The organism is Bradyrhizobium sp. ISRA464 (assembly GCF_029910095.1).
GTDB lineage: Bacteria > Pseudomonadota > Alphaproteobacteria > Rhizobiales > Xanthobacteraceae > Bradyrhizobium.
Genome location: NZ_CP094526.1, coordinates 2,328,778 through 2,346,473 on the forward strand (window position 1 = coordinate 2,328,778; position 17,696 = coordinate 2,346,473).

Consider the following 17,696-nt stretch of genomic DNA (forward strand, 5'->3'; position numbering starts at 1 on the left):
GCGCCGCTAAATGGCCGGGCGTACGCCATTGATGAGCCGCTATCGGACGGTGGGTTCATCGTGGAGCCATCATTGGTGCGGGGTGCAACCAAATCGCTGCGCGTGTACTGACAGCCGCCAGCGTGAAAACCAGGGGGAACGGCAGGATCGATCAGGCGGTGACGCCGGCGAAAGGCTTGCCGCAGTTCATGGCTTGGGGAGAGGCGATGAACCATGCCATAGAGGGACGCCGGCTGCTCACCGCGATATTCGTGTGCGGGGGGCTCCGGACGTTGGCGCGAGCCTCGTCGACAGATGAGGCTCTGGACGGGTGAAGCGGATCGCGGATGAAGCTTTTCATTTTCGGGCTGGGATATTCGGCAACATACGTCGCGCGGAGGCTCGCGGCCGGTGGCGTGGCAATCGCGGGAACGGTCCGCTCGCAGGCGAAGGCCGATTTGCTGTCCGGCGCGGGCTATGCGATGCGGTTGTTCGTAACCGACCAGCGTGATGCGGCGATTGCTCGCGAGCTTGCGGACAGCGACGCGGTGCTGGTCTCGGTGCCTCCGGGCGCACAGCAGGACCCTGTGCTTCAGATCTATCGCGACGATCTGGCGGCGGCCTCGCACCTGCGCTGGATCGGCTATCTGTCGACGGTCGGGGTCTATGGCGATCACGGTGGCGGATGGGTCGATGAAACGACGGTGCCGACGCCGATGAGCGAGGCCTCGCGCCGCCGGCTCGACGTGGAACGGCAGTGGCTGGACTTCGGCGACGCGCACCGCATTCCCGTCCACATCTTCCGCCTGGCGGGGATTTATGGCCCCGGTCGCAACCAGCTCGTTCAGCTCGCCGAAGGCAAGGCGCGACGGATCGTCAAGCCCGGGCACGTGTTCAACCGGATCCATGTCGAGGACATCGCCCAGATCGTCGAGGCGTCGCTCGGCCGGCCCCGCGCCGGCGCCATCTATAACGGAGCCGACAACGAGCCGGCTCCGCCGCAGGATGTGGTGGCATTTGCCGCCGAGCTCTGCGGCCTGCTGCCGCCACCGGACATCCCGTACGAGCGCGCGGAGTTGGCGCCGATGTCGCGAACCTTCTTCAGCGAATGCAAGCGGGTCCGCAACACGCTTCTGCGCGACGAGCTGGGCGTCGCGCTGCGGTATCCGACCTTTCGCGAGGGATTGACCGCCCTGCGCGCCGCCGGCGATGGTCCGAAGCCGCCGCCGGGCAAGTGAATCTCATTCGCCCGGAACGAGGCTTCCGATCGGCGGCCGCGCGAGGCGGCGATGCCTGCGGCGCGACAAATAGAGCAGGAGGCCCGTCACCGTGAAGAGCGGCATCAGCGCCGCGGCCAGCATGAAGGCGAGCTTGCCGGGCCATCCCAGGATGGCGCCGCGGTGGATGTCGAGCACGCCGGCGAGGATGCGCTCGCCGAACGTCTTGTTCGCGTAGAGGTCCGACGACACCAGGCGGCCGGTGACGGCATCGATGTGAAGTTCGTCACGGACGCTTTCGAGCGTTGAGTCGCGCGCCCATGACCTGACGCGCACCACCGTGCCGGCGCCGACGGGCAGCGTCAGCAGGGCCCTTGCATAGCGGCTGCCCTGTTCGTGCAGGAAGGTGGACCAGACGCGATCGAAGGTCAGCGGCGTGACGCCGGTCTTGGCATCACCCCTGGCGTCACCTTTGGCCTCGCCCTTGGCGTCCGCCGCGACCATGCCGCGCGGCGATTTGGGCTGGGCGGCGGCTGACGTTGAAGGGCGCGCGAGCAGCCAGTTGGCGCCGGCCTTGTACCATTCGAACGAATACCAGAGGCCGGTGAGCGTCATCACCAGATAGATCGGCAGCACCCAGGTGCCGGTCACGGCGTGTAGCGAGCGGTGCAGCCCGCGGCCGCGCAGCGCCAGATTTGGCTTCAGCCAGATCCTCACGCTGCCGGCGCGATGCGGCCAGCGCAGCACGAGCCCGGAGATCAGCATCACGATCAGGCAGATCGCGGCCGTGCCGGTGATCTTGCGACCATAGCCGTTGCCGTCGCCGGGCAGCAGCAGCCAGCGATGCAGCTTGCGGACGGTGGCGAAGAACGCCTCGCCGCGCGGTGAGCCGAGCACATGTCCATTATAGGGATCGACATAGACCGAGGACGGCCGCCCGCCGCCTTCGCTGCGCGCAAAGCGGATGCGCACGGCGGCGGACGGATCGCTCGTCATCATCACGGCCGAGACCTTGCCGGTCTCGCCGGCGGCCTGCAGCCGCGCGACCAACTCATCCGGCGTCAGCCGTTGTGTCGCGCTTGCATCGACGTTCATGATGTCCCGGTTCAGGCTTGCCTCGATCTCATCCTCGAAGCTCATCGTCGCGCCGGTGAGCCCGACCAGGGCCCACAGCAGCGCGAGCGCGAGGCCCGCGATGGAGTGGACCTGCAACAAAGCAGCCTTGATCTGATGTCGCAGGTCACTCATCGAAGCCGACCTTTCTGATCAGCGCGATCGCGGCCTGCTGATGCGCGGCGATCTGGTCGATCGGCAGCGTATCGGCCGGGAACGACCCGAGCTCGTCGAGGATCGGGTGCGGCGGCGCCGCTGCCAGCAGCGGATATTCCAGCTCGGCGGCGGCAAATGTCTGCTGGGCCGCCGGCGTCAGGAGAAACTCGATGAATCGTTTGGCGGCCGCCGGATGGGGCGCGTGCTTTGCGATGGCCACGCCCGTCAGGTTGACGTGGGTGCCGCCGCCCTTGAACACCGTCGGCACCGCCTTCACGGTCCCGGCCTGGCTACGCCACTCACCGCCTTCACGGCCGTCGCGAAGCTGCGCGAGGGCGACAGTGTTGCCGATGCCGATCTCGCAGCTTCCTTGCGCGATCTCGCGGATCACGTCGTTGTCCTTGCCGGCAGGCCTGTGCGCGAGATTGGCGTTCAGGGCGTTGAGCCAGGCTTCCGTCGCCTCGACGCCGTGATGCGCGAGGTAGGCCGCGACCAGCGCGACGTTGTTCTGGTGCAGCGCGGAGCGCATGCAGAGTTTGCCGCGCCATCTGGGATCGGCGAGATCCTCATAGTCGATCTCGGCAAGCGGGTTATCCTTGCGCGCCATCACCACGCGCGGACGAAGGACAAGCGCGATCCACTGAAAGCCGCCGCCGCGGAAGTGCGACGGCACGGCCTGATCGACCTCCGAGAATACGAAGGCCTCCGTCAGCCCGCGATTGGAGAGCTGGGTGGTCTTGTCGAGCCCGATGGTCAGCAGGACATCGGCAGGCGATGCGTCGCCTTCGGCCGTCAGACGCTTGACCAGGCTGTCCTCGACGAAGACGGTCTTGACGCCGATGCCGCTTGCCTTCGTAAAGGCAGCCGTCACCGGTTCGAGCAGATGGGCCTCGCGGGTCGCGTAAAGAGTGATCTCGTCGGCGCGGACCGCGGTGCTGCCGACGGCGACCGCCGCCAGCGCGGCGAGCAGTCCGATCGCTGTCCGCGCTGCGCGCATGTCAGAACTTCACCGTTGCCGATAGCGAGAAGCGCCGCGCGTCGCCCATCGCCACCGCCAGGTTGCTGACGGCGGAGGGATAGTAGACGGTATCGAACAGGTTCTTGACGTTGAACTGGTAGATGACCGGCAAGGTCTGGTAGCTCGTCTCGTAGGTCGCAAACAGGTCCGCAACCGTGTACGACGGCAGCACGAAGCTATTCGCGGCATCGCCGGCCCGGTCGCCGACATAGCGCGCGCCGCCGCCGAGACGAAGCCGGCCGGGCAGGGCCGTGCCGAAGTCGTAGACGAGATAGAGCGAGGCCGTGTTCATCGCGACGTTTTGCAATTGCTTGCCGGCGTAGGTCGGGTCCTCGGTCACCCGCGCGTCGGTGTAGCCGTAGCTGCCGATCATGCTCCAGTTGTCGGTGAGGCGTCCCGTGACGTCGACCTCGACGCCGCGCGAGCGCGCCTTGCCTGCGGTCGTGTAGACGTTGAGGCCGGTGGTGGTGTCGAGCTGGCTGACCAGCACGTTGCTCTTGTCGATGTCGTAGAACGCGACCGTTCCGGAGAGCCGCTTGTTGAGGTCGAACTTGACGCCGGTCTCGTACTGCACGCCTTCCTCGGGCGCGATGTTCGAGCCGAGCACGACGCCGCCGCCGTTGCTCAACGGAGCGATCGTCGAGTTCGGCTTCAGCGACTGCGTGTAGCTCGCATAGAGCGAAACCTGGTCGGTGAGCTTGAGAATGACCCCGCCGAGCGGGAGCACCTTGTCGGCAGATACGTTGGTGTTGGTGACGAAGGGCCGCCCTCTGCCTGCGATCTGGTCGTAATCCATGTAGCGCACGCCGCCGACCAGCGCGAACCGCTCGGTCAGATGCAGCGTGTCCTGGAAGAACAGCGACCACTGGCCGAGCTTGTCGGTCTGGGCGCTGTCGCGGGCGGATACCGTCGTGCCCGGCGTGATCAGCCCATAGACCGGATTGTAGAAGTTGAAGCTCGGCGTCGCCTGCCGGATCAGATTGTCCCGATAGATCGTGCGATACTGGCCGTCGCCGCCGAACAGCACTTCGTTGCGCATGTTGCCGATCCAGACGTTGCCCTGCAGATAGGATGTGCCGTAGCTGACATTGCTGAGCGAGCCCTGCGTGCCGTCATTGCTGCGCGCCTCGACGCCGGTCTTGGCATTGATGCCGGTGATGCGGAGCTGGTTGGCGCTGAAGGTCTCGGTGTTGTAGCTGTAGCCGGCAAACAGCTTCCAATCCTGGTTCAGGCGGTGCTCGACCGAGGCCTGCATCAGGTCGGAGGTTCCCCACATGTTGTTGAAGGGTTCATCGAGCCGGCGCGTCGCCGGGATCGCAACCGGCGCCTTGGTCACCGGATCAAAGGCGGTGCCGCGGTCGAACGGAGTGATGAACTCGCGGTGCTCGTAATTGAGCTGAACCGTCGTGTTCTCACCGTACCATGCGAGCGACGGTGCGACCAGCATCTCGCGGTGGCGCCCGAAGTTGCGCCAGTAGTCCTCGCTCACACCGTAGCCGATGAAGCGATAGGCGAGGCCGCCATCGCCGATCGGGCCGGTGATGTCGACGGTTCCGTCGGCGCCGCTCCTGGAGTTGCCGTAGGTCGAGCCCAGCAGGGTGACCGAGCCGTGCTGATAGAGCTCGGGGCGCTTGCTGATCGTGTTGACGATGCCGCCGGGGTCCATGATGCCGTAGAGCAGCGACGCCGGGCCCTTGAGCACCTCGACGCTTTCGACCGCGGGATTGAAGCTGCGTCCCTGCACCAGCGGCATGCCGTTGCGCATGATCGAGCCGTCGCGGTTGTCGCCGAAGCCGCGGCGGATGACGGCGTCCTGGGTGCCGGCCAGCGTGTTGGTCTGGGTGACGCCGCTGACATTGATCAGCGCGTCGTCGATGTTCCGGGGCAGCTGGTCCTTCAGCACCTGCTCGGGCACGACGTTGACCGCCTGCGAGGTGTCGAGCGGCGAGGCGCCGCTGCGCAGCGTCGTCGCGCTTGGCATCGCGCGATAGCCGAGCTTGGCTTCGTTCAGCACGGCCGCCGCGGCGGCGGCACGCTCGGACGGCGTCGGTTGCGCCGGCTGGGCATTCCGGTTGCGCTGGCGCGCGGCGGCCGCGGCTTGTGGCCGCTGCGCCGATCTTGCCGCCGCTATAGTGGGCTTGCGCTTTTGCGTCGGCGATTCCACCGTGACGGGCGGCAGCGCAACGCTCGATTGCGCGTTCGCTGGCGTCACCGAGGACGAGACATCGGCGAGCAGGATGACTGCGCCGATGAGCAGATGGGTGCGGCCTTTGTCGGCGGGATTTCGATGGTGTCCGACAAGCCGGCCATCAGCGTTGAGAGTCACTTCCGATACTTCCAGTCAGCAAGAACACATTCGCGCACGCGCCTCTAGCAGCCGCCGCGCATGAAAAGAACTGGACTGGACTTGAATCTCTCTAAGGTGAGACGTCGCGCGCGTTGCTCATGCACCTGAAGTCAGCTTGCGTGCGCGGGCCTGCATCAATTGCATTGGTCGGCGTGTCGACGGAACGAGGAGCGACGTTGCGTGAGCCTGCGTCAAACCGTCGCGGGTTACAAGATGCTCCTGGCGGTTTGAGCGGGATTATGGGTCATGGGCCGCCGAACGCCATCTCCGGCGGTCCCGGGTCCCGTGAATTCTCGAACCGCGCGTGTTGCGCCCCGGCAAATCCTCACGCGCTGCGCGTCAGGACATCTCCAGGCAGACGGGCGTCGAACTGACCGTCCCCGCGCTCACACCGTCGCGCGCCATCGATTCGATTGTGCTCCAGTTCTCGCGGAAGATGCGCGTCGCCTCGTTCGCGCTTTCGGCCTGGATCGTGAGGCTACACGCGCGTCTCGCGCCATTGCTGGCGAGCTGGAAATGGAAAACAAATCCAGATGACTCCGCACTCCGTGCGCCCGACGGTCCATGCTGCATGAAGGCTCTTCCCCAATTGCCGTGTTTGCATCCCGCCCGCGGGCAGGATTGGACCGTGATGCGGCACAGTCGTGGTTCAACAACCTACAATCTGCGAGATCGCGCATTTTGTTCGGTGGTGTTGCCGGGATTCAACACGACGTGGAACTTTGCGGAAGCGCGGGCCGGAATCGGCAAGCGATCGCGGCGTCATCGGGTGCGATCAGGCGCCGGAGCGCTTTCATGCCTTCCCGGCCTGACGGTCGGCACTATCGGCAATGACGGCGCGCGCAATCGTGACTTCGGGCGCCGAGGTCGTCGGGTAAGATCGATCGGTCGCCGCATGTCGACTGTTTCGTCGAGCCTGTACGGAGCCTCTGCATCTGGACGATCGCTTCCATGAGACTGTGGTTCTCGGCCCGGATCGCGGTGCTGCTGCTTGCGGTGCCTTTCATCCTGGTGCTGCGCGCTGTGGCTGACGCCGACATGTCTGCAGAGGTCCGGGACGTCGTGACGCGCGAGCTCGCGCCGACTGCGACCGCGGCTGATCCCGGCGGTCTTTCCGCAGTCGTCTATGCCGGCGGCCGGCTCGCGTTCTTCAATTACGGCTTCGCCGATGCCAAACGACGGGTCACGCAGGACACGCTGTTCAACCTCGCATCGCTACGCAAGATCTTCGAGGCGACGCTGGTCGCGCTCGGCATCAATCGTGGCGAATTGCGGCTGGATGATCCGGTCGGCAAATATCTGCCCGAGCTGCACGGCGACTATATCAGCCGCGTCACCATCGGCGAGCTCGTCACCCATACGTCGGGACTGCTGCTGCCGACCGATCATCCGCCCTGGCCGAACGCGACCTTCAGCCGGGATCAGTTCATTGCAATGCTCAATGCATGGACGCCGCCGGCCGGAGAGCAGCCCGGCAAGCAGCGGATTTATACGCATGCCGGCTACGTTCTGCTGCAGCTCGTGCTGGAGCGGCGCTACCGCATGCCGATCCGCACGCTGATCGAAAGCCGCATTCTGAAGCCGCTCGGCATGACATCGACGTTCCTTCCGGAGCGCGGCGACGGCAATCGCGCGCCGATGACCCCCGAGATCATGCAGCGCATGGTTCAGGGCTACTCCGATCAGGGCGTGCCGATCGGTCCGCCGGGCGACCAGCAAGGTTACTACGACTTCCCGGGGGCAGGCCAGATGTTTTCCTCGGTCCGCGATCTCGGCATTCTGCTTCGTGCTTGCCTCGACGGTGCGGTGATCGACCCCGAACTGCGTGCCGCATTGCATATGACCGAACGCGAGAGTTTTCGTGTCGATGAAAAATTCGGGCAGGCGATGGCGTGGGAGAATGTGCGTGTTGCCGACGTCACCGTCGTCGACAAGCCCGGTGGCCTCAACAACGCCTCGGCCTATATCGGCCTGGTGCCGGCGCGGAAGCTCGGCATCGCGCTGCTCGCCAATCGCGGCGAATATCCGCACGAGATCGCCCGTTACCGGATCCTTCCGGCGCTCGCGCGGCTCTGATCATGTTGCGATGAGGCGGAGGCGCAAACGGGGAGGAGCCTTGCGAAAATTGCGATGGCGCGGCTCCCTGATCGGCTGTATAAGCCGGTAGCTTCTTCTCCACCTTGAAGAGGCTGACATGACCGATCCGAATGCGTCCGATTTGCATACGTGGCTTTCGCAACAGCACCACGGCCTGCGGACCTTCAAAACCTTCCAGCAAAAACTCGAGACCTTGAGCAGGCACGACCCCGAGCAACGGGCCGTCTGCCGGCTGCTGAGCGGTCTCGTCGGCAGCTATATCGAGGCCTTCGACGAAGAGCCGTTGCCGGTCGTGGTCGCCGACCGCGCCTATGGCCGTCTGCTCGATCTCGTCGCAAGCCTCGATCTCACGGCAAATGCCGACCGGCGGCTGGCCGACATCAACCGCATCGCGGCCTGCGATCTGCTGCACTGATCGCGTCGGCAGCCAGAGCGAGATGAGCCTTCACTGAATCGGTTTGACGGTGGCCTTGGGTTCACCTCTCCCCATTGGGGAGAGGTCGATTTGCGCAGCAAATCGGGTGAGGGGCTGCGTATCGAATTAGAGACCGTAACCCCTCACCCGGCGCCATGCGCCGACCTCTCCCAAGGGAGAGGTGAACTTTCGCTGCCGCGCCAACTCAATCTAATCTCATCATGCTCTAGCCTCGGCGCGCCGCGACCAAATCGCGATAGAGCGCCGCGTAGCTGCCGGCGCGGTTCTGCCAGGAGACGTCAGTTGCCATGCCAGCCTGCTGCAGCCGGCGCCAGGTCACCTGGTCGTTGAACAGCAGGTTCGCCTTGCGCAGGGCATGGGCGAGCGCATCCGGAGTGACCGGGCCGAACTTGACCCCGGTCGCCGCGCCGCCGCGGACCGCGACGTCGTCGACGTCGAGGACGGTGTCGGCAAGACCGCCGACATCGGCAACGATCGGGATCGCGCCATAGCGCAATGCGCACAATTGGGTGAGGCCGCAGGGCTCGAAGCGCGACGGCACGGCGAGCGCATCCGCGCCGGCCTGGATCAGATGCGCCAGCGCCTCGTCATAGCCGATCACGACCGAGATCCGTCCGGGATGGGCACGCGCGAGCGCGGAATAGCGATCCTGCAAATCGTGATCGCCGCTGCCGAGCAACGCGAGCTGGATACCTTCACCGAGCAGCGTCGGCGCAGTCTCGAGCAGCAGGTCGAGGCCCTTCTGCCACGACAGCCGGCTGATGACGCCGAGCAGCAGCGCGTCCGGATCGGGTCGAAGGCCGAAGCGCTGCTGCAGCGCGAGCTTGTTCGCGGCGCGCTCAGCCAACTGCTCCACACCATAGCGGGCGGCGATATTCGGGTCGGTGGCCGGATTCCAGACCGAAATATCGATGCCGTTGAGGATGCCGCTCAGCACATTGGATCGTTCGCGCAGCAGGCCGCCGAGCCCCATGCCGCCTTCGTCGCCCTGGATCTCCTGCGCATAGGTCGGCGAGACCGTGGTGATGCGGTCGGCGAATTGCAGGCCGGCCTTCAGGAGACTGATCGTGCCGTAATATTCGACGCCGTGGATCGTGTAGGCTTCACCAGGCAGTCCGAAGGTTGCGAGCATGTCCGGCGGAAACTGTCCCTGATAGGCGAGGTTGTGCACCGTCATCACGGTGGCAGGTCGCGGCTGCCTGCCATAATGCAAATAGGCGGGCGTGAGTCCCGCCTGCCAATCATGCGCATGCACGATGTTGGGGACGAATGATGCAATGGCGCCCTGGCCGATCTCGGCAGCGATCCGTGACAGCGCCGCAAAGCGGATGCCGTTGTCGGGCCAGTTCGTGCCGTCGGGGCCGACATAAGGATTGCCGGGGCGCGCGAACAAATGCGGCGCGTCGAGCGCGTAGAGATCGAGGCCGTCATGCGTGCCGGCGAGCACGCGGATCGGCCCGCCGTAGAATTCCGGCCATTCCAGCAGCGTCTCGGCTGATGACAGCGTCCCGAGAACGGCGGGATAACCAGGCACCAGCGTTCGCGTTGCGACGCCATGCTCGTTGAGCGCCGCCGGCAGCGCGCCGACCACGTCGGCAAGCCCACCGGTCTTGACGATCGGGTAGATCTCCGAGGCGACCGCGAGGACACGGATCGGCGTCATGTCCCGAGCCTGTCGATCATCGGCTGCGTGATCAGTGATATCCCTTGCGAGGTCGTGCGGAAGCGCTGGCCGTCGAGGTTGGGATCCTCGCCGACCACCAGGCCTTCCGGAATCCGCACGCCGCGGTCGATCACGACGTTCCTTAGGCGCGCGCCGCGTCCGACATTGACATAGGGCATGATGACCGCATTCTCGACATAGGCGTAGGAATTGACGTGCACGCCGGTGAACAGCAGCGAGCGCCGCAGCGCCGCGCCGGAGATGATGCATCCGCCCGACACCAGCGAGGTCACCGCCTGTCCGCGCCGGCCTTCCTCGTCATGGACGAACTTGGCTGGCGGGGTGATCTCGGCATAGGTCCAGATCGGCCACGACCGGTCGTAGAGATCGAGCTCGGGCACCACATCGGTGAGATCGATATTGGCGCCCCAATAGGCGTCGACGGTGCCGGCATCCCGCCAGTAGGCGCGGGGATCGTCGCCCGAGCGGACGCAGGAATCGTTGAACTGATGCGCGATCGCCCGGCCGTGCTTCACAATATAGGGAATGATGTCCTTGCCGAAATCGTGGGCCGAGTTCGGGTCGGCGGCATCGCGGCGCAATTCGTCGAACAGGAATTCCGAATTGAAGGCATAGATACCCATGCTGGCCAGCGACTTGTCGGGCTTGCCGGGCATCGGGGGCGGATCGGCCGGCTTCTCGAGGAAGGACTGAATGAGGCCGCTCTCGTCGATATGCATGATGCCGAAGCCGCTGGATTCCGCCCGCGGCATCTCGAGGCAGCCGACCGTGACGTCGGCGCCGCTTTCGACATGCTGCTTCAGCATGATCTCATAATCCATCTTGTAGATGTGGTCGCCGGCGAGCACCAGGATGTACTTGGTGCCGTGCGCTTCGAGGATGTCGATGTTCTGATAGACCGCATCCGCCGTGCCGACATACCACATCGTTTCGGAGACGCGCTGGCTCGCGGGCAGGATATCGAAACTCTCGTTTCGTTCCGGGCGGAAGAAGTTCCAGCCGCCCTGCAGATGCCGGATCAGGCTGTGCGCCTTGTACTGGGTCGCCACCGCGATGCGGCGAATGCCGGAGTTCACCGCGTTGGAGAGGGCGAAATCGATGATGCGGGATTTGCCTCCGAAATAGACCGCCGGCTTGGCGCGCTTGTCGGTGAGCTCCTGAAGTCTGCTGCCGCGTCCGCCGGCCAGTACGAAGGCGAGGGCGTAGCGTGACAGAGGCTCATTTCCAACGGTTCTCATGGTCATCCTCCCGGGCTTCAGGGCATGGCCCCGCTGCCTTCTCTTGTCCGGAAGGCCTGATCGGGCGCCAGCGGGGCCGACTGCGAACGTAGCAAGCGCAACCCGATTGAGCAAAGCGGCATGATGGATTTTCGTTCCGTGGCTTTCCGCCGGTGAAGGTCGGGGTTGCGACTTGGTTAAGGCTATTGACGAAGCGTCATTTCGGCCTACAGGAAGCCAGCCCGTCGTTCCTGCCCAGGCCAGCTCATGACCCTTTCCTCTGTCACACCCCAGGAGATCCGCGCCGCGCTGCTGCTGCGCCGGGAGATCGCGCTGCTCGATGTCAGGCATGAAGCGGAATTCGCCACCGGCCATCCGCTGTTTGCCACCAACATGGCGGCCGACCGGATCGCGCTCGAGGCCGAGCTGCGGCTGCCGCGCAAGGACGTGCCGATCGTTCTCTATGATGGTGGCGAAGGACTGGTTACAGCCGCAGCCAATCAATTGCAGGCGCTGGGCTACAGCAACGTTGGCGAGCTTGCCGGCGGCTTGCAGGCCTGGCGTTCGGCCGGCTACGAAGTTTTCCAGGACGTCAACTCCTACGCCAAGGCGTTTGGCGAATTGGTCGAGGCGCGGCGTCACACGCCGTCGCTGAGCGCGGACGAGGTCGCCGCGCTGATCGCGGAGAAGGCCAATATCGCGATTCTCGATGTCCGCCGCTTCGACGAATATGCCACCATGAACATTCCGGGCTCGGTCAGCGTGCCCGGCGCCGAGCTCGTGCTGCGCGCAGGGCGCGCGGCGCCCGATCCCGACACCACGATCATCGTCAATTGCGCCGGCCGCACCCGCTCGATCATCGGCACGCAGTCGCTGATCAATGCCGGGTTGCCCAACAAGGTGCGGGCGCTGCGCAACGGCACGATCGGCTGGACGCTCGCCAGGCACAGCCTCGAACACGGCGCCGACAGGCGCGGCGGCATCGGGCCGTTCGACGGCGCAAGCGACAATGCGCGCGACGTTGCTTACCATGCCGGCGTGCGCCGGATCGGCACGAGCGAGCTCGCCGCGCTTCAGCAGGAAACGCCGCGCACGCTCTATCGCTTCGACGTCCGCGAGGCCGACGAATATGCCGCCGGCCATCTCGCCGGCTTCCGCCATTACGCGGGCGGCCAGCTCGTCCAGGAGATCGATATGGCCGCTCCCGTCCGTGGCGCGCGCATCGTGCTGACCGACGACAGGAGCATCCGCGCCGACATGACGGCGTCCTGGCTCGCTCAGATGGGGTGGGAGGTTTACGTGCTCGACGGCGGCTATGTCGGCGCGCTGGAGGCGGGTCCGCCGCAAGTCCTGCCGAAAGGCGATCCCGCGCATCGCTACCGGCGTCCCTATGAAGGCACCAGCGTCACCGAGCAGGCGATGCGGGCCTATCTCGACTGGGAGTACGGCCTCGTCGACCAGCTTCGCCGCGACGGCACGCACGGGTTTTATGTGATCTAGTAGATGTCGGATTGGGCCGAGTAGCAGCAGCACGGGAGTTACGCCCCCTCTCCCGCTTGCGGGGGAGGGCTAGGGTGGCGGCTCTCTCCACGAATCGCATCGTGGAGAGAACCCCCACCCGGATCGCATCTTCGATGCGATCCGACCTCCCCCACAAGCGGGAGAGGTGCATCGAGTCTGCCGGTTCAGCTAGTCCTCACTTCGGCAGCGTGACGGGCTTCAGCGCGAACGGGCCCGGATCCTTTCCCTTGTTGGGGCCGATGATGTAGGACAGCTTGCCTTCGGCAACCCAACCGGTATCGCGGACCTGCATCACGGATACCGGCCCGGTAAATCCGTCCTTGATCGTGTCGATCTCGGCCTGATCGCCCTTGACCGTGACCTTGTCGAGCTTGCCGTTGCCCTCGATCAGAAGGAAGCCGCTGCCGAAAGCGCGCAGCGCATCGGCGTGATCGAGCGGGCGGGACGGTTTCAACTCGGTCACTGCGCCCAGCTTGCCGTCCTTGACCGCGATCCTGAACAGCTTTGCCGGGATGAAGGTCGTGACATAGAGGTCGCCGTCGGCGCCGATCGCGATGCCGTCGAGACCGACGCCGTCCTTGGCCGGAGCAAGCTGCGGATCGGTGGCAAAGGTCGCAAGCGCCGTGCCACCGGGTTTCAGGCTGTAGATGATCGGGGCGAAGGAATCGGTCACATAGGCGGTGCCGTCGCTGCCGACCACGATATCGTTGCAGAACGACTTTGGAGTGCTCAGCGCAAAGCTGCCCTGGGGCGCACCGCTCTTGAGATCGAAGGTCTTCAGCCAGGCGCCCTTGGTGTCGCTTGGCCCGGCGACGCCGGAGCCGCTGAGGTCGTTGGAGCAGACATAGAGCGTGCCGCTCTTCTCGTCCGCGAGCACGCCCAGCGTGGAGCGGCTGCCACCGGCGCCCGGCTTGACGAGCTGCTCGGGCTTGCCGCCCGGCGCGACCTTCGTCACGCCGCCGAGATTGAAGCTGCCGACGTAAAGCGTGCCATCGGAGGTCGAGGTGACGCTCTCCGGAAAGCTGTTGGCGGGAAGGCTGATCGGCGCCGTCTCGGCGCGTGCGGTGCCGACGGTGCCAAGGCTGAGGAAAATGGCCGCCGCGCCGAGCGCGACCGCGTGACGGACTTCGAGCAGTTCTCCCTGTGCGTGCGCACGTTCCGCGCCGCCGTTTTGTTTTGTCATGATCGCGTTTCCTGATGAGACCCGGTGCGACCCGGCAGGAGGTCTTGAGGCGATCGTCGCCGGTCGGCGGCTTGTTGGTCCTCGCAGGTTTCCGACCGGATTGTTCACCCGCCTGCCTTGTCGTTATCGGTATATACGATAGTATATAGCGTTAGGAAAGAAGCGATGGCGGAGATTGTGTGATGGAACTGACGACGTCGCGCCGGTGCTTGTGCTGCGGCGGCGTTATCGACGGTCTTACCGATGACGGTGCGATCGGGATCGAGGCCCGGATCGGCTTGTTCTCGGACGAATGCGCCTTCGTCTGCAATGCGTGCACCGCAAGCCTGATTCGGGCGGCAGCGCTACGCAAGCGGGAGATGGTTCACCGGAAATGGCCGACGCGCGATCGCGGCGTTCAGTTGGTGCCGAAGGCGTCGTAGACCAGCTTCCTGAATGCCGGCGTGATGCGCTGGCGCTCGTTCTGGGTCTGCTCCAGCATGATGTAGATCATGTCGAGTCTTGGATCGACGCCGAAATAGGTTCCGCTGCCGCTGTCCCATTTTAACTCGCCGATCGAGCCCGGCGGTGGCGGCTTGGCGATGCCGGGATCGGTGCGCACGGCGATGCCGTAGCCATAGCCGAAGCCGTCGCCGGGGAAGTACCAGTAGTCGCGGCCGACGCCGGAGCCCGGCCCGACATGGTCCGTCGTCATGTCCTTGAAGGCAGCGGGGCTCAGATAGCGTTTGCCGTCGAGCTCGCCGCCGTTGAGCAGCATCTGGGCGAAGCGGGCATAGTCGAGCGCGGTGGATACCAGGCCGCCGCCACCGGATTCCCACTCCGGGTGCGCGCGCCGGTCGCGCTCCCCTTCGATCAGGATCGTGTCCGACGGCAGCGGCTCGGCCAGGCGCGTCCGTTCGGTCTGCGGATCGAGCACGTATTTGGTGTCGTTCATCTTCATCGGATCGAAGATGCGCTGCTTCTCGAACTGATAGAGCGTCTTGCCCGAGACGATTTCGATCACCCGGCCGAGCACGTCGGTGGAATGACCATAGCGCCACAGCGTGCCGGGCTGCCGCGACAGCGGCAGCTTGGCCAGCCGCGCGACGAACTCCTTGTTGTCGAATTTTCCGTCGAACAGATGCCCGTCGCGGTAGATCTTCTGGATCCAATCCGCGCCGATATATTCGTAGGTGATGCCCGACGTATGACGCATCAGGTCTTCGATGGTGACCGGACGGATCGGCGGCACCAGCTCCAGCTTGTTCGGATCGTTGCCGCCGTCCGGTTCGATGCCGACCTTCACGTCGGCAAACGCCGGAATGTATTTCGACAGCGAGTCCTGCGGAGAGAGCTTGCCCTCGTCGACCAGCATCATCGCGGCGGTGCTGGTGATCGGCTTGGTCATCGAATGCAGCGCGAACATGGTGTCCGGCCGCATCGGCGACTTGGTCGTGAGGTCACGGTAGCCGAAGGTCTTCAGATAGACCGGCTTGCCGTGCTGCTGGATCAGGATGACCGCGCCGGGCAGCTTGCCGGTTGCGACTTCATTGTTAAAGAACGCGGTGATGCGTTCGAGCCCCTCGGGCGACGCTGCTGGGATTTCGGAGGCACACGCGGTGGCGTTCGTGAAAAGCACAGCCGAGAGCGCCACTACGCCGAGGAAACGCTTCGGCATTGAAAGGATATTGCATGCAGGATGAAATCTGCGTGGCATTGAAGAGTGAGCCCCGATTGCCCAAAGCAATCCTTCAGGCGCGAGGACTTTAGCGCGAGCATCACGCGCGACCTAGTATTTTCCTGCGGTTTGGCTTTGCGTCGCGCGTCGAACTTTACACGATTTGTGTCGCGCCGACCGGAGTGCGCACGGCATGCGACAGCACCTGCAGCGCCTGGCTCAGCTCCGCGCGGTTGCGCGCGGCGCCGAGCGAGACGCGGAGGCCCCGCGGCGCGGAATCGCCCACCGCAAAGGCATCTTCGCCGACGACGGCGAGGCCGTTGCGCATCAGATGCGACAGCAGGTCTGTGCCGTCGAAACGTCTCGGCAATGGCATCCAGATATGATGGCTTGCCGGCCGCGCCGCATAGGTCACGCCCTTGAGAAAGCGTGTCGCGAGCTGCTGGCGCGCGGCGGCTTCGTTGCGGATGGCGCGGATGATCTCGGCGGCGACGCCGGAGCGCAGCCACTGCGTGACCAGCGCGACCATCAGCGACGGCGGCATCTGCATCGTGGCCTGCAGGCTCGCGCGCATGCGCTGCTCAGCGGCAGTATCCGGCGCCAGCAGATAGGCGACACGCAGCGCCGGGGCGATGCATTTGGCAATGCTTGCGGCGAAATAGGTGCGCTCCGGAATCAGCGTCGCGATCGGCGCGATCTGCGGCTCGAGCGGGCCATAGACATCGTCCTCGATCAGTACGCAGCCCCGCTTGCGAATGATGTCGGCGATCGCCTTGCGCCTGGGCGCGCTCATCGTCGCCGTGGTGGGATTATTCTGCGTCGGCACCAGATAGATCGCCTTCGGCTTGTGCTTGCGGCAGGCCTCGTCGAACGCGTCGGGGCGGGCGCCCTCAGCGTCCATCGCCACGCCGACGAGGCGAATGTCGAGCCGCGCCGCGGCGGCCTTCGCGCCCGGAAATGTCAACGCTTCGGTGAGCACGGTGTCGCCCGGCGAGGTCAGCGCGAGCAGGGCGTTGAAGATGATGGCCTGCGATCCCGGATAGATCACGATGCGGTCGGCCGAGGCCTGCGGCACGCGCGGCTGCAGCCAGGCGGCGGCGACCTCGCGCTCATCGGCGGTGCCGCCGGGACGCGCATAGCCGAGAAAGGCGGAAAAGCCGGCGTCGGCGCGGATGGTGGCTAACCCCTGCGCGATGCGGAGATCGAGATTGGCTTCAACCGGCTGCGGCGGCAGGTTCATCGACAGGTCGATGTTGACCGGTGCGGGCAGGTCGGAGGCGGCGCGCGCGGTGGTCTCCGACACGAACGTCCCCTGGCCGACGCGGGCGTCAAGCAATCCGCGCCGGCGCGCCTCGCCATAGGCACGCGTCACCGTGGTGAGATCGATGCCGAGGGCGGAGGCCAGCGCGCGGTGGGTCGGCAGCCGTTCGCCGCGCACCAGCCGGCCGCTGGCGATATCGGCCGCCAGCGCGTCGACGATGCGCAGAAACATCGGGCCCTGCCATTCCGAAACTGTAGGGATCCAATCCATGCAATCTGGCGCTTCGTCTTTGATTGTATGCTTCCAGATGCATATTGTATGGATCAACAGGTCAGGTCAAGGATCACGGCAATGACGGACACGGTTTCCCTGCCAAAGGCGATGTTGCGCGGCTTTGCGATGAAGTGCCCGAACTGTGGGCGTGGCCATCTGTTCGGCCGCTTCCTGAAGGTGGCTGACCATTGCGAGGTATGCGGCGAGGATTTCACCCCGCAGCGCGCCGACGATTTTCCGGCCTATCTCGTGATCGTGGTGGTCGGCCACATCGTGGTGCCGGCGCTGCTGTGGATGGAGATGACCTACGCACCGCCGGCCTGGCTGCAACTCGCGATCTGGCTGCCGGTGACATTGTTCAGTTCGCTTGCAATGCTGCAGCCGATGAAGGGCGCGATCGTCGGCCTGCAATGGCAGACCGGCATGCACGGGTTCGAGATGTCGCGACGAGCTATGGCTCCGGTGCGGGCGCGGAGCAGCGCCGGGCGGACTAGTGAAGCCTGACGCGATCTCCAGAATCGTAGCCCGCATGAGCGA

The 17,696-nt window shown here is 65.2% G+C and carries 15 protein-coding genes; 6 read left to right on the forward strand and 9 right to left on the reverse strand.

What is annotated here, in order from left to right; all coding sequences use genetic code 11:
• Nucleotides 1-326: 326 nt before the first annotated feature.
• On the forward strand, nt 327-1,217 hold the full coding sequence (locus tag MTX19_RS10900; protein WP_280983588.1) for an SDR family oxidoreductase: 891 nt from the start codon (nt 327-329) through the stop codon (nt 1,215-1,217).
• Nucleotides 1,218-1,220: 3 nt separating this feature from the next.
• Here MTX19_RS10900 and MTX19_RS10905 read toward each other — a convergent pair whose 3' ends face one another.
• The 4 genes from MTX19_RS10905 to MTX19_RS10920 form a co-directional block, all read right to left on the reverse strand.
• Nucleotides 1,221-2,444 carry a PepSY-associated TM helix domain-containing protein gene (locus MTX19_RS10905; RefSeq protein ID WP_280983589.1) on the reverse strand — a complete coding sequence of 408 codons (1,224 nt, stop codon included), beginning with the start codon at nt 2,442-2,444 and terminating at the stop codon, nt 1,221-1,223.
• Nucleotides 2,437-3,462: an extracellular solute-binding protein gene (locus tag MTX19_RS10910; RefSeq protein WP_280983590.1), complete on the reverse strand. Its 1,026-nt coding sequence runs from the start codon at nt 3,460-3,462 to the stop codon at nt 2,437-2,439. Before MTX19_RS10910 ends, MTX19_RS10905 begins: the two co-directional genes overlap by 8 nt.
• Nucleotide 3,463: 1 nt before the next feature.
• The gene (locus MTX19_RS10915) at nt 3,464-5,740 is read right to left on the reverse strand and encodes a TonB-dependent siderophore receptor (protein WP_280984761.1); all 2,277 of its coding nucleotides are present in this window, start codon (nt 5,738-5,740) and stop codon (nt 3,464-3,466) included.
• Nucleotides 5,741-6,169: 429 nt separating this feature from the next.
• Nucleotides 6,170-6,403 carry a hypothetical protein gene (locus tag MTX19_RS10920; protein ID WP_280985965.1) on the reverse strand — a complete coding sequence of 78 codons (234 nt, stop codon included), beginning with the start codon at nt 6,401-6,403 and terminating at the stop codon, nt 6,170-6,172.
• A gap of 378 nt (nt 6,404-6,781) precedes the next feature.
• On the opposite strand from MTX19_RS10920, the gene MTX19_RS10925 reads away from it, so the two are divergent.
• Both MTX19_RS10925 and MTX19_RS10930 read left to right on the forward strand, forming a co-directional pair.
• The gene (locus MTX19_RS10925) at nt 6,782-7,906 is read left to right on the forward strand and encodes a serine hydrolase (protein WP_280983592.1); all 1,125 of its coding nucleotides are present in this window, start codon (nt 6,782-6,784) and stop codon (nt 7,904-7,906) included.
• Nucleotides 7,907-8,024: 118 nt separating this feature from the next.
• Entirely contained in the window at nt 8,025-8,342 is a 318-nt protein-coding gene (locus tag MTX19_RS10930; RefSeq protein ID WP_280983593.1) for a hypothetical protein, read from the forward strand.
• Nucleotides 8,343-8,568: 226 nt separating this feature from the next.
• Here the strand turns inward: MTX19_RS10930 and glgA are convergent, their stop codons facing one another.
• Nucleotides 8,569-10,026 (reverse strand): glycogen synthase GlgA, encoded by a 1,458-nt coding sequence (gene glgA, locus MTX19_RS10935; protein WP_280983594.1) that lies wholly within the window; start codon nt 10,024-10,026, stop codon nt 8,569-8,571.
• Complete coding sequence (gene glgC, locus MTX19_RS10940) at nt 10,023-11,285, reverse strand: glucose-1-phosphate adenylyltransferase (protein WP_280976466.1); 1,263 nt, start codon at nt 11,283-11,285, stop codon at nt 10,023-10,025. Before glgC ends, glgA begins: the two co-directional genes overlap by 4 nt.
• A gap of 246 nt (nt 11,286-11,531) precedes the next feature.
• On the opposite strand from glgC, the gene MTX19_RS10945 reads away from it, so the two are divergent.
• Nucleotides 11,532-12,764, forward strand: coding sequence for a rhodanese-like domain-containing protein (locus tag MTX19_RS10945; protein ID WP_280983595.1), 1,233 nt, complete (start codon nt 11,532-11,534; stop codon nt 12,762-12,764).
• A gap of 196 nt (nt 12,765-12,960) precedes the next feature.
• On the opposite strand, the gene MTX19_RS10950 is transcribed toward MTX19_RS10945, so the two are convergent.
• Nucleotides 12,961-13,968: a hypothetical protein gene (locus MTX19_RS10950; protein WP_280983596.1), complete on the reverse strand. Its 1,008-nt coding sequence runs from the start codon at nt 13,966-13,968 to the stop codon at nt 12,961-12,963.
• A 182-nt stretch (nt 13,969-14,150) separates the two neighbouring features.
• Between MTX19_RS10950 and MTX19_RS10955 the strand changes: the two genes are divergently transcribed.
• Nucleotides 14,151-14,390 (forward strand): hypothetical protein, encoded by a 240-nt coding sequence (locus tag MTX19_RS10955; protein ID WP_280983597.1) that lies wholly within the window; start codon nt 14,151-14,153, stop codon nt 14,388-14,390.
• On the opposite strand, the gene MTX19_RS10960 is transcribed toward MTX19_RS10955, so the two are convergent.
• Both MTX19_RS10960 and MTX19_RS10965 read right to left on the reverse strand, forming a co-directional pair.
• On the reverse strand, nt 14,366-15,625 hold the full coding sequence (locus MTX19_RS10960; protein ID WP_280983598.1) for a serine hydrolase domain-containing protein: 1,260 nt from the start codon (nt 15,623-15,625) through the stop codon (nt 14,366-14,368). The genes MTX19_RS10955 and MTX19_RS10960 overlap by 25 nt on opposite strands.
• A 154-nt stretch (nt 15,626-15,779) precedes the next feature.
• Nucleotides 15,780-17,117, reverse strand: coding sequence for a PLP-dependent aminotransferase family protein (locus MTX19_RS10965; RefSeq protein ID WP_280983599.1), 1,338 nt, complete (start codon nt 17,115-17,117; stop codon nt 15,780-15,782).
• Nucleotides 17,118-17,237: 120 nt separating this feature from the next.
• Between MTX19_RS10965 and MTX19_RS10970 the strand changes: the two genes are divergently transcribed.
• Complete coding sequence (locus MTX19_RS10970; RefSeq protein WP_280983600.1) at nt 17,238-17,663, forward strand: DUF983 domain-containing protein; 426 nt, start codon at nt 17,238-17,240, stop codon at nt 17,661-17,663.
• The last annotated feature ends 33 nt before the right edge of the window (nt 17,664-17,696 follow it).